This window comes from Pseudomonas sp. (assembly GCF_026224925.1).
Taxonomy (GTDB): domain Bacteria; phylum Pseudomonadota; class Gammaproteobacteria; order Pseudomonadales; family Pseudomonadaceae; genus Aquipseudomonas.
Map to the genome: position 1 here is coordinate 1 of NZ_JAMFRV010000209.1, position 11,848 is coordinate 11,848.

9 protein-coding genes and 1 pseudogene are annotated in these 11,848 nt (G+C 58.6%); all 10 read left to right on the plus strand.

Annotated features, from left to right (window positions below):
- A pseudogene (locus M0974_RS08935) lies at nucleotides 1–2,615 on the plus strand (FimV/HubP family polar landmark protein); the annotation flags it as partial.
- Between the two features lie 268 nt (nucleotides 2,616–2,883).
- Complete coding sequence (truA, locus tag M0974_RS08940; protein WP_297835473.1) at nucleotides 2,884–3,708, plus strand: tRNA pseudouridine(38-40) synthase TruA; 825 nt, start codon at nucleotides 2,884–2,886, stop codon at nucleotides 3,706–3,708.
- A gap of 65 nt (nucleotides 3,709–3,773) precedes the next feature.
- A complete protein-coding gene (locus M0974_RS08945) occupies nucleotides 3,774–4,397 on the plus strand; it encodes a phosphoribosylanthranilate isomerase (protein ID WP_297835461.1) in 624 nt (207 codons plus the stop codon).
- Nucleotides 4,398–4,565: 168 nt separating this feature from the next.
- Nucleotides 4,566–5,486: an acetyl-CoA carboxylase, carboxyltransferase subunit beta gene (gene accD, locus M0974_RS08950; protein ID WP_297835464.1), complete on the plus strand. Its 921-nt coding sequence runs from the start codon at nucleotides 4,566–4,568 to the stop codon at nucleotides 5,484–5,486.
- On the plus strand, nucleotides 5,483–6,790 hold the full coding sequence (gene folC, locus M0974_RS08955; RefSeq protein WP_297835465.1) for a bifunctional tetrahydrofolate synthase/dihydrofolate synthase: 1,308 nt from the start codon (nucleotides 5,483–5,485) through the stop codon (nucleotides 6,788–6,790). The genes accD and folC overlap by 4 nt, the downstream gene beginning before the upstream one ends.
- Nucleotides 6,774–7,412: an SPOR domain-containing protein gene (locus tag M0974_RS08960; RefSeq protein ID WP_297835466.1), complete on the plus strand. Its 639-nt coding sequence runs from the start codon at nucleotides 6,774–6,776 to the stop codon at nucleotides 7,410–7,412. Before folC ends, M0974_RS08960 begins: the two co-directional genes overlap by 17 nt.
- A gap of 96 nt (nucleotides 7,413–7,508) precedes the next feature.
- Nucleotides 7,509–8,063 carry a CvpA family protein gene (locus M0974_RS08965; protein ID WP_297835468.1) on the plus strand — a complete coding sequence of 185 codons (555 nt, stop codon included), beginning with the start codon at nucleotides 7,509–7,511 and terminating at the stop codon, nucleotides 8,061–8,063.
- 44 nt (nucleotides 8,064–8,107) lie between these two features.
- The gene (gene purF / locus M0974_RS08970; protein WP_297835469.1) at nucleotides 8,108–9,613 is read left to right on the plus strand and encodes an amidophosphoribosyltransferase; all 1,506 of its coding nucleotides are present in this window, start codon (nucleotides 8,108–8,110) and stop codon (nucleotides 9,611–9,613) included.
- 14 nt (nucleotides 9,614–9,627) lie between these two features.
- Complete coding sequence (locus M0974_RS08975) at nucleotides 9,628–10,839, plus strand: O-succinylhomoserine sulfhydrylase (RefSeq protein WP_297835471.1); 1,212 nt, start codon at nucleotides 9,628–9,630, stop codon at nucleotides 10,837–10,839.
- Between the two features lie 11 nt (nucleotides 10,840–10,850).
- Entirely contained in the window at nucleotides 10,851–11,612 is a 762-nt protein-coding gene (locus M0974_RS08980; protein ID WP_297835475.1) for an SDR family oxidoreductase, read from the plus strand.
- The last annotated feature ends 236 nt before the right edge of the window (nucleotides 11,613–11,848 follow it).

An 11,848-nucleotide genomic window follows, 5' to 3' on the forward strand; every position in this document is an offset into this window, starting at 1 on the left:
GCCACGTCTGCTGACTTTGCCAAGGCGGGTGTTGATCGGCAAGCGTTCCTTGATGACCTGACGTTTACCCCGGTAATCAGCGCCAGCGGTAAAAGTGTGTTGCGGATCACGTCGACCAAGCCGGTTCGCGATCCCTACATGAAATTTCTGGTGCAAGTCCTTTGGCCGAACGGTCGATTGCTGCGCGAATACAGCGTGCTGCTTGACCCGCCTAAATCCGCACCTGCGCCAGCCGCCCCGGCTCCGGCAGCCGCACAGCCTCAAGTGATAACGCCTGCTCAGACCCAAGCGCCTGCCGTTGCTGATACGCCGCCCGCTGAGGCCCCGGCGACGCCACCTGCGCCGACGCCTGCTGCTGAGGCCAAGGCTGCTCAATACACCACCAACAAACACGATACGTTGTGGGAAATTGCTGCACGCGTGCGCAATGGCGGTTCGGTTCAGCAGAACATGCTGGCCATTCAGGCACTGAACCCTGGGGCGTTTATCAATGGCAACATTAACCGCCTGAAAATCGGTGAAGTGCTGCGCCTTCCGGATCAACAGCAAGTTGCCGCCACCCCGCAACCTCAAGCTGTCGCGCAAGTGGCTGAGCAGAACCGTGCCTGGCGTCAGGGCCGCAGTTTGCCGTCGAAGGCACGCCAAGTTGACGCGACCCGGCATGCCAAGGCCGACGCCGCCCCCGCCAGTGTTGAGACCAAAGACAATCTGAGCCTGGTGTCAGGCGACCCCAAATCGGGCCGAAAAGGCGCTGCCGGGGACAGCAAGGCGCTCAACAATCAATTGGCGGTGGCCAAGGAAAATCTCGACACAACCCGTCGTGACAACGCAGAACTGAAAAGCCGCATGACCGATCTGCAGAGCCAGCTAGACAAGCTGCAGCGGTTGATTCAGCTGAAAAACGACCAACTGGCCAAAATGCAGGCTCAAAGCGGTACTGCTCCGGCCGCTGCCGACACTGCGCCAGGAACGTCACCGGCGCTGCCCGCGGCATTGGTCGCTGCGGCGCCTGCGCCGGGTGCCGAAGTACCGGTGAAGCCTGCCGGTGAGATCGCGCCGGAAGATGCGTTGCCCCCTGCGGCTGAAGCGACAGCGGCCCCTGAAGCGGCGCCAATTGCCCCTGCACCTGGCGGGTTGGTAGAGAACGCCGATACCGACAGCGCCATGAGTAAATTGCTTGCCAGCCCGTTGCTGTTGGGATTGGTGGGTGGTGGCGCTTTAGTGATTATCTTGCTGTTGTTGCTGCTTCTTGCCAGGCGTCGCAATGCCCGGCAGGAGGCAGAAAAACACAAACGCATGGCACGCGCGCTGGCTGAAGAGTCCGAATTTGCGAGCGACATGGATCTGCCGGAAACGAGCTTTGAAGGCCTGGATGTTCCGCCCCCAAGCGTAAAGCTGGCGCCGGTGCCCGTGACAGTGCCGGCACCGGTGATCGTAGAACCCGTACGTGAGCGTTCGACTGATGTGCTTGATCAGGCAAGCGTGCATGTTGCCAATGGTCGCCTGAATCAGGCTGCCGAGTTGCTGGAAGAGGCTATCAAGGATGAGCCTCAGCGCAGCGAGCTGCGCCTGAAGCTAATGGAGATTTACGCAGAGCAGGGAGACAGCAGTGGCTTTACCGCCCAAGAACGCAAGTTGGTGGCCAACGGTAAAAATCACGCGGAAGTGGAGCAACTGAAAAGTCGCTTTCCGATGATGCTGATGGCAGGTGCTGGCCTGGGCGCTGCAGCGCTGGCAGCTGAAATGCATGCCGATTACGTCAAAGACTTGATGCTCGATGAGTCTGAAACGCCTTCACCAGCACCCGTACCTGAAATTGCACCAGCACCAGCACCAGCACCTGTAGCTGCGCCGGTGGTGACGCCGGCACCCGCAGTTGCACCGCCTGTCGATGAACTCGATCCGTTCGATCAAGACTTTGACTTGAGCCTGGACGATTTGGAAGAAGCTTCTCCAGCCATCGTCGAGGACCGCACGGTGCCGGTGCTGGACGAGCCGACGCTCGATGATGACGAGCTGAGTTTTGAATCGGTGTTGCGTCAGCAGAATGAAGCCAAGCAATCGCCCCCTGAAGATTTGGCGGACTTTGATCTGGGCCTTTCGGAAGAGCCGCCTTCAACGACCGCCGAGGATGATTTCCTCCTCAGCCTCGAAGATGACTTGCGCGATCTGCCCGCGTTTGATGACACGCCTGCGCTTGATCCAGCTGCGGACGCTAAAAAGTCTGAAGACGATCACGACTTGCCTGACGACTTCGACTTGTCGCTGTCGGATGACATCGACACTGACCCCGCACCCAACGCCTTCACCACTGAACTCGACGACGTCAACGCGGAACTGGATCGTCTGTCTCAGCGCATGGATCAGCCGCCGATGGCCAAGCCATTCGCGACGCCGCCCAGTTTCACCGCTAAGATGCACTGGATGCAGATGACGAGCCTGAATTCGATTTCCTTGCGGGCACCGACGAAGCGGCGACCAAGCTTGATCTGGCACGTGCCTACATCGAAATGGGCGACAGTGACGGTGCCCGAGACATTCTTGATGAAGTGGTCGGTGAGGGTGATGAAGCCCAGAAAACCGAAGCACGGGACATGCTCGCCAGCCTGAGCTGATAAGCCGCTGGGTTTAAACGGCCACGTGTGTAGGAGCGAACGTGTTCGCCAAGGTCTTTGCAGCGCCGAGGTAGTTCAGGAAGACCGTATCAGCTTCTTCGTGAACAAGTTCCCTCCCGCAGGGATCTCGGCATGGGCTCAACGGGTTGGATCGACCAAAAAAACAGGCCCCGCGTGGCGCTGAACCAGCGGGGCCGTATAATGATCGCCATTACGGAAACGAAAATGGCGTAAGTTATTGAAAACTATCACAACTGCGGCAGACGAAATGGCTGCCGCCGGTTTCTCCAGAATCGCATTGGGCGTCGAGTACAAGGGTTCGCGTTACAGCGGCTGGCAGCGTCAGGCCAGCGGTGTGCTGACGGTTCAGGAAACCCTTGAAAAAGCGCTGTCCAAAGTCGCCGATGGTCCTGTCTCGCTGCTTTGCGCTGGCCGCACCGATGCCGGCGTGCATGCCTGCGGGCAAGTGGTGCACTTCGATACATTGGCCGAGCGTTCACTGAAAGCCTGGGTCATGGGCGCCAATATTAATTTGCCCCACGACATCAGCGTCAGTTGGGCCAAGGTCATGCCCGCGCATTTTCATGCCCGGTTCAAGGCGATTGCCCGGCGTTATCGCTACGTCATCTATAACGATCCCATCAGGCCGGCGCATCTGGGTGAGGAAATCACTTGGAACCATCGCCCGCTCGACGCTGAGCGCATGGCGCTGGCGGCGCAGTATCTGGTAGGTACCCATGATTTCAGCGCTTTCCGGGCTGGTCAGTGCCAAGCGAAATCGCCGATCAAGCAACTGCACCACCTGCGCGTCACCCGGCATGGGCAGATGATCGTCATCGATATTCGCGCCAGCGCGTTTCTTCATCACATGGTGCGCAACGTGGCGGGGGTATTGATGACCATCGGTACCGGTGAGCGCCCGATTGAGTGGGCCAAGGAAGTGCTAGAGAGTCGGGTGCGTCGTACCGGTGGCGTAACTGCGCATCCATACGGGCTTTATCTGGTGCAAGTGGAGTACCACGATGAGTTTGCGTTGCCGAAACGCTACATCGGGCCACACTTTCTGACCGGATTCGCTGAACTTGACGGCTGACGCCCGGAAAAGCATTTGTTAACATCCCGGACTTTCCCGAACAAAAGCGGTGAGGTTTTCACGATATGTCAGCCGTTCGCAGCAAGATCTGCGGGATTACCCGTATAGAAGATGCGTTGGCCGCCGTTGATGCAGGTGCAGATGCCATTGGTTTTGTGTTTTATGCCAAAAGCCCTCGGGCTGTTACTGCGGCACAGGCCCGGGACATCATCGCAGCCTTGCCACCGTTTGTGACCACCGTTGGATTGTTCGTCGATGTCAGTCGTTGCGAATTGACCGAGATACTCGAAGTGGTGCCGCTGGACCTTTTGCAGTTTCACGGGAACGAAACCGCCGAAGACTGCGACGGCTATCATCGGCCTTACATCAAGGCGTTGCGGGTGCAGGCAGGTGACGATATCGCTGCCAGTTGCCGGGCTTATCCCAAGGCCAGCGGTATATTGCTCGACACCTATGTGGCCGGCGTGCCCGGTGGTACCGGTGAAGCGTTCGACTGGTCATTGATCCCGCAGGGGTTGAGCAAGCCGATTATTCTGGCGGGCGGTTTGCACCCGGCGAACGTTGCACAGGCCATTGCTCAAGTCCGTCCTTATGCGGTTGATGTCAGCGGGGGTGTGGAGGCCAGTAAGGGCGTCAAGGATCACGAAAAAATCCGCGCCTTCATGAAAGCGGTTCGCGGTTCTTGGTAATAAGGCTTTCAGCAGGTTGTTGGCGTGATGTGACGGTTGGCGCAGAGCCACCGTCCATAAACCTTCCGCAGCAATTAGCATGCGGGCATTGAATTTAGTTTAAAAGGGCATATGCAGGGCTGTTAATCACCCCCTGCGTTCAAGCCATCGGTACTGGAGAAAGAAAGCATGAGCAACTGGTTGGTAGACAAACTGATCCCTTCGATCATGCGTTCCGAGGTGAAAAAAAGCTCGGTACCAGAAGGGCTTTGGCATAAGTGCCCGTCCTGTGAAGCGGTGCTTTATCGTCCCGAGTTGGAAAAGACCTTGGACGTCTGCCCCAAATGCAATCATCACATGCGTATCGGCGCACGTGCGCGCCTGAATATCTTCCTCGACCTTGACGGCCGTGCCGAGTTGGGCGCAGAGCTGGAGCCAGTGGATCGCCTGAAGTTTCGCGATAGCAAAAAGTACAAGGACCGCCTGGTGGCTGCGCAGAAGCAGACCGGCGAGAAAGACGCACTGATCTCCATGAGTGGCACCTTGATGGGTATGCCGGTGGTTGCGTGTGCATTCGAGTTTTCGTTCATGGGCGGATCCATGGGCGCTATCGTTGGTGAGCGCTTTGTCCGCGCCGCTAACTACGCGCTGGAAAATCGCTGCCCTATGATCTGTTTCGCCGCCTCTGGCGGTGCGCGGATGCAAGAAGCCCTGATCTCGCTGATGCAAATGGCCAAGACCTCAGCCGTGTTGGCGCGTCTTCGTGAAGAAGGTCTGCCGTTTATCTCGGTGCTGACTGACCCGGTTTACGGTGGCGTATCCGCCAGCCTGGCAATGCTCGGTGATGTGATTATTGCAGAGCCTAAAGCCCTGATCGGCTTCGCTGGCCCACGCGTGATCGAACAAACTGTGCGTGAAAAACTGCCAGAAGGCTTCCAGCGCAGTGAGTTCCTGCTGGCCCACGGCGCTATCGATTTAATCGTTCATCGGCAAGAGTTGCGTCCGCGCCTGGGAAATCTGCTGGCTCAATTGATGAACCTGCCTACACCCAAGTTCATTGCCGCACCGATTGAGCCGATCATTGTTCCACCGGTCCCGGCCACTGTATGACGGTGCGTACCCTGGGCGACTGGCTTGCCTACCTTGAGCAATTGCACCCCGTGGCCATCGATATGGGCCTGGAGCGTTCGCAAAAGGTGGCGCTCGCGTTGGGCTTGACCCGGCCAGCGCCTCGGGTAATCACGGTTACGGGTACTAACGGCAAAGGTTCTACCTGCGCGTTTATTGCTTCGTTGATTCAGGAGCAGGGCCTCAAAGTCGGCGTTTACAGCTCGCCGCACTTGCTGCGCTATAACGAGCGAGTGCAAGTGCAGGGCGTTGAGGCGACCGATGACGAGCTGTGTGACGCCTTCGCGGCAGTAGAAGCGGCGCGTGGCGATGTCTCCCTGACCTATTTCGAGATGGGCACGCTTGCGGCCTTTTGGCTGTTCGAGCGTGCTGCGCTGGACGCGGTGGTGCTGGAGATTGGTCTTGGTGGCCGTTTGGACACGGTCAACATTGTTGACGCCGATCTGGCGCTGGTCACCAGCATTGGTGTCGATCACGCCGATTATCTCGGTGATAGCCGTGAGTCAGTCGCTTATGAAAAGGCTGGCATCTTCCGTGAGGGAAGGCCCGCGCTGTGCGGCGACCTCGATCCGCCTGCGCCGTTGCTTGATCGCGCCAACGAACTCAATTGCCCGTTACTGTTACGCGGCCGGGAGTTCGACCTGGACGTGACCGGCAGCGCGTGGCATTGGCGCGGACGTGACGCCCAAGGGCAGTCCATCGAATTGCGGGATTTACCGTTGCTCGATCTGCCCATGGAAAACGCCGCGTTGGCGCTGCAGGCGTATGCCTTGCTCGCGCTACCGTGGGAGCCGGCGCAGATCAGTGCCGCGCTCAGCCGTACGCGAATGATCGGTCGTCTGGATCGACGCCAGATCAGCTGGCACGGCACGCCGCTGAATCTGATGCTGGACGTCGGCCATAATCCACACGCGGCGCACTATTTGGCCCAGCGTCTGGCAGCGCGCCCGGTAAGCGGCAAGCGTTTGGCGGTGTTTGGATTGCTCTCGGACAAAGACCTGCCTGGCGTACTGACCGAGTTGGTTGCGGGTGTTCAGGACTGGGCTGTCGCGCCACTGCCGACGCCTCGTAGCTACGCCGTTGGCGACTTGCAGGCGGCCCTACAGAACCTTGGCGCGCAGGTGACGTCTTACTCAAGTATTGCGCTAGCCTTGGATGCGCAGTGCACCAAAGCGACTGCGGACGACGAGATTTTGCTGTTCGGTTCTTTTTATTCTGTTGCCGAAGGCCTGGAGTGGATGGCCCGGCACGCCAAGGAGGAAGCTGCAAATGGCTCTACTGGATAACGTGTTCAAACAGCGAATGGTTGGTGCTCTGGTGCTGGTTGCACTGGCGGTGATTTTCTTGCCGATGCTGTTTTCGCGTCAGGACGAGACACGTCGCGTGCAGGTCGAGGTGCCCGCCACCCCGCAAGCGCCAACGACGACTCAGATCCAAGTCGATCCGGTCTCAGTTCCAGAGCCGCAATCACTGCCACAAGAACCGGTGCCTAGCGATGAAGAGTTGGGCCGCGCGCCGGATCAAGCCGCGCCGGTACCGGCAATGCAGCCGTTGCCGCCGCCAGCAGCGGGTGTAAAAACGGCCCAGACCCCAGTCGCCAAGACTGTGCCTGCTGCGGCTCCAGCCAAGCCGGCTGCAGCTGACACCAGCCACGTCGACGCCAATGGCCTGTCGGTCAGTTGGTCGGTGCAATTGGCCAGTCTGTCCAACCGTGACAGTGCCGATGCGATGCAGAAAACCCTGCGTGCCCAAGGCTATAACGCTTACATACGCACCTCTGACGGCATGAATCGGGTGTTTGTCGGCCCGTTGATCGAGCGCGCCGAAGCCGATCGATTGCGCGATCAGTTGGGTAAGCAGCAGAAACTTAAAGGTTTCGTGGTGCGCTTCCAGCCGGAACGGGGCTAAGTTATCCGTCTATTCGCGCTCCGTAGGTAATCGCTGCTTACCGACGGGCAAGCGCTCTGCTAAAATGCGCCGCCTTATCCGTCTGTAGGCTGTAACGTGCCATTTACTCCGGTTGACTGGGCGATCATTGCGATAATCGTCATTTCCGCTTTGATCAGTTTGAAGCGCGGCTTCGTTAAGGAAGCATTGTCACTGCTCACTTGGATCATTGCCGGCGCCGTTGCCTGGATGTTCGGCGGATCGCTTTCGCAGTACCTTGTGTCTTATATAGAAACACCTTCAGCACGCGTGATTGCGGGCTGCACCATCCTTTTTGTCGCCACCCTGTTGGTAGGCGCCATGATCAACTTTCTTATCGGCGAACTGATTCGCGTCACCGGGTTGTCCGGGACCGATCGTTTTCTGGGCATGGTCTTCGGCGCTGCGCGCGGGGGCTTGCTGGTGGTTGTAGCGGTAGGGCTGTTGAGCCTGGGACCGGTGCAGCAAGATCAATGGTGGCAGCAGTCTAAACTGCTGCCACAATTTCTATTAGTCGCTGACTGGTCAAAAAACCTGATTTTGGGTTTCTCCAGCAAGTGGCTAGCCAGCGGTATCAGCCTACCGGTTGATCTGCCGTTCAAGGATCACCTCTTACCTGCTGCAAAGCCGTAAGAAGTGCCCGGTATTCCAGTTTCACTCAGTAGGGGTTGCGTCGCATGTGTGGCATCGTCGGTATCGTCGGTAAGTCGAACGTCAATCAGGCGCTGTATGACGCGCTAACCGTCCTCCAGCACCGCGGCCAGGACGCTGCCGGTATCGTAACCAGCCACGGTGGCCGGTTATTCCTGCGCAAGGACAACGGGTTGGTCCGTGATGTATTCCACCAACGCCATATGCAGCGTTTGGTCGGTCATATGGGGATCGGCCATGTGCGCTATCCCACAGCGGGCAGCTCGACTTCGGCCGAAGCTCAACCGTTTTACGTCAACTCGCCGTACGGCATCACGTTGGCCCACAACGGCAACCTGACCAACGTCGAGCAATTGGCCAAAGAGATTTACGAATCTGACCTGCGCCACGTCAACACCAACTCCGATTCGGAAGTGTTGCTCAATATCTTCGCTCACGAGCTGGCCCAGCGCGGCAAGCTGCAACCGACCGAAGAAGACGTGTTCGCTGCCGTGAGCGACGTGCATCACCGTTGCCGTGGCGGTTACGCCGTGGTTGCCATGATCACCGGTTATGGCATCGTCGGTTTCCGTGACCCGGACGCCATCCGTCCGATCGTCTTCGGTCAGCGTCATACCGATGAAGGCGTCGAATACATGATCGCCTCGGAAAGCGTGGCGCTGGACGTGCTCGGCTTTACCCTGATCCGCGATCTGGCGCCAGGCGAAGCGGTTTACATCACTGAAGATGGCAAGCTGCACACTCGTCAGTGCGCGACCAACCCGAAGTACGCGCCGTGCATTTTCGAGCACGTCTATTTAGCGCGTCCGGATTCGATCATCGACGGTATCTCGGTCTACAAGGCGCGCCTGCGCATGGGCGAGCGTCTGGCGGACAAAATCCTCCGTGAGCGTCCAGAGCACGACATCGACGTGGTCATTCCGATTCCGGACACCAGCCGTACCGCTGCGCTGGAGCTGGCCAACCACTTGGGCGTTAAGTTCCGCGAAGGCTTCGTCAAGAACCGTTACATCGGCCGCACGTTCATCATGCCGGGGCAGGCTGCACGGAAAAAATCCGTACGCCAGAAGCTCAACGCGATCGAGCTGGAATTTCGCGGCAAGAACGTGATGCTGGTGGATGACTCCATCGTGCGTGGCACCACCTGCAAGCAGATCATTCAGATGGCACGGGAAGCGGGCGCCAAGAACGTCTACTTCTGCTCGGCGGCGCCGGCTGTTCGTTACCCGAACGTTTACGGCATCGACATGCCAAGCGCTCACGAATTGATCGCACATAACCGTACTACCCAGGACGTGGCCGATCTGATTGGTGCTGACTGGCTGATCTATCAGGACCTCAGCGATCTGATCGAGGCAGTGGGTGGCGGCAAGGTCAAAATTGACAACTTCGATTGCTCGGTATTCGATGGCAAGTACGTGACCGGCGACATCGACGCGGTGTACCTGCAGAAAATCGAGCAGGCGCGTAACGATGCGTCCAAGGTCAAGACCCAGGCGGTCAGCGCCATTATCGATCTGTACAACAACTAAAAGGGGAAGACGGCATGACTCACGAATGGGATGCCGGTCGGCTGGACAGTGACCTTGGTGGTGTGGGTTTCGATACCCTCGCGGTACGTGCGGGCCAGCACCGCACGCCGGAGGGCGAACACGGTGATCCGATGTTCTTCACCTCCAGCTACGTGTTCCGTACCGCCGCAGACGCAGCAGCACGGTTCTCGGGCGAGGTGCCGGGTAACGTTTACTCGCGCTACACCAACCCGACCGTGCGTTCCTTCGAAGAGCGGATTGCCGCCCTTGAAGGCGCTGAACAAGCCGTGGCTACAGCCACTGGCATGGCGGCCATTCTTGCCATCGTCATGAGCCTGTGCAGCGCCGGCGACCATGTGTTGGTGTCGCGCAGTGTGTTTGGCTCGACCATTAGCCTATTCGAGAAGTACTTCAAGCGTTTTGGTGTCGACGTTGATTACGTGCCTCTGGCGGACATATCCGGCTGGGACGCGGCTATCAAAGCCAACACCAAATTACTGTTTGTCGAGTCGCCGTCCAACCCATTGGCTGAGCTGGTGGATATCACCGCATTGGCCGAAGTGGCGCACGCCAAAGGCGCGCTGCTGGTGGTCGACAACTGTTTCTGTACCCCGGCGCTGCAACAGCCGTTGCTGCTGGGCGCTGACATCGTGATGCATTCGGCGACCAAGTTCATCGACGGCCAAGGCCGTTGCATGGGCGGTGTGGTCGCTGGTCGCAGCGAGCAAATGAAAGAGGTGGTGGGTTTCCTGCGCACTGCTGGGCCGACGTTGAGCCCGTTCAATGCCTGGATTTTCCTCAAGGGGCTGGAAACCTTGAATTTGCGCATGCGTGCTCACTGCGCAAGCGCTCAGATTCTGGCCGAATGGCTGGAGCAGCAGGACGGTGTTGAAAAGGTCCACTACGCCGGCCTCAAGAGCCATCCGCAGCACGCCTTAGCCAAGCGTCAGCAAAAGGGCTTTGGTGCGGTCGTCAGTTTTGAAGTTAAAGGCGGCAAAGAAGGCGCCTGGCGCTTTATCGATGCGACGCGGCTGATTTCGATCACCGCGAACCTGGGCGACAGCAAAACCACGATCACCCACCCAAGCACGACGTCCCACGGACGCTTGGCGCCTCAAGAGCGCGAAGCAGCCGGCATTCTGGACAGTCTGATCCGGGTCGCTGTCGGACTCGAAGACGTGGCTGATCTGCAGGCGGATCTGGCACGTGGTTTGGCGGCCTTGTGAGTGATTGGGCGGTGGCGGCAACCGGTGCCAGTAATGGCAAGGTTGCTTTGGTCACGGGCGCTGCGCGAGGGATCGGGTTGGGTATCGCCGCCTGGCTGATTTCCGAAAGCTGGCAAGTGGTGCTCACTGATCTAGACCGCGAGCGCGGGGCTAAAGTGGCGAAAGTGCTGGGTGAAAACGCCCTGTTCATCGCCATGGACGTCTCCAGCGAAGAACAAGTCAAGGCGGGAGTAGCCGAGGTTCTTGGGCAATTCGGTCGTCTTGACGCGCTGGTGTGCAACGCCGCAGTGGCTGATCCGCACAATACGATTCTGGAAACCCTGACCCTGTCTTACTGGAACCGCGTTTTAGCGGTCAATCTCAGTGGGCCAATGTTGTTGGCCAAGCACTGTGCGCCGTACCTGCGCGCCCACTGCGGCGCCATCGTCAACCTGACCTCAACCCGAACTGCGCAGTCTGAACCGGATACCGAGGCCTATGCCGCGAGTAAGGGAGGCTTGCTGGCCCTGACTCACGCCTTGGCCATCAGCCTGGGACCAGAGATCCGTGTCAACGCTGTCAGCCCCGGCTGGATCGATACCCGTGACCCTTCCGTGCGCCGTGCTGAGCCGCTGTCAGACGCCGACCATGCTCAGCACCCAGCGGGCAGGGTAGGGACGGTTGAAGACGTGGCGGCGATGGTGGCCTGGCTGCTGTCGAAAAACGCAGGGTTCGTCACCGGGCAAGAGTTTGTCGTCGACGGTGGCATGACCAAAAAAATGGTATATGCGTGATGGGAGCTGCAAGCTTCAAGCGGTTAGCTGCAAGTTAGAAGCACGGTGGGGTTGTGGCGGCTGTTGTGTTGTTGCTTTTGCCTTGTCGCTTGGAGCTGATAGCTTGCCGCTTGAAGCTCAGCCCCTTGTAGCTGATTTTGAAAAAACTTCAAGCGGGCTATTGACTTAGGTTCGATACCCACGTAAATTTCGCGGCCTCAACGAAGCAAAGGGTGATTAGCTCAGCTGGGAGAGCA

Excerpts from the sequence above, each read along its gene's own strand:
- folC (WP_297835465.1), top strand. The coding sequence starts at position 5,483 with ATGACGGTGCGTACCCTGGGCGACTGGCTTGCCTACCTTGAGCAATTG.
- accD (WP_297835464.1), top strand. The coding sequence starts at position 4,566 with ATGAGCAACTGGTTGGTAGACAAACTGATCCCTTCGATCATGCGTTCC.
- purF (WP_297835469.1), top strand. The coding sequence starts at position 8,108 with ATGTGTGGCATCGTCGGTATCGTCGGTAAGTCGAACGTCAATCAGGCG.
- M0974_RS08945 (WP_297835461.1), top strand. The coding sequence starts at position 3,774 with ATGTCAGCCGTTCGCAGCAAGATCTGCGGGATTACCCGTATAGAAGAT.
- truA (WP_297835473.1), top strand. The coding sequence starts at position 2,884 with ATGGCTGCCGCCGGTTTCTCCAGAATCGCATTGGGCGTCGAGTACAAG.
- M0974_RS08960 (WP_297835466.1), top strand. The coding sequence starts at position 6,774 with ATGGCTCTACTGGATAACGTGTTCAAACAGCGAATGGTTGGTGCTCTG.
- M0974_RS08975 (WP_297835471.1), top strand. The coding sequence starts at position 9,628 with ATGACTCACGAATGGGATGCCGGTCGGCTGGACAGTGACCTTGGTGGT.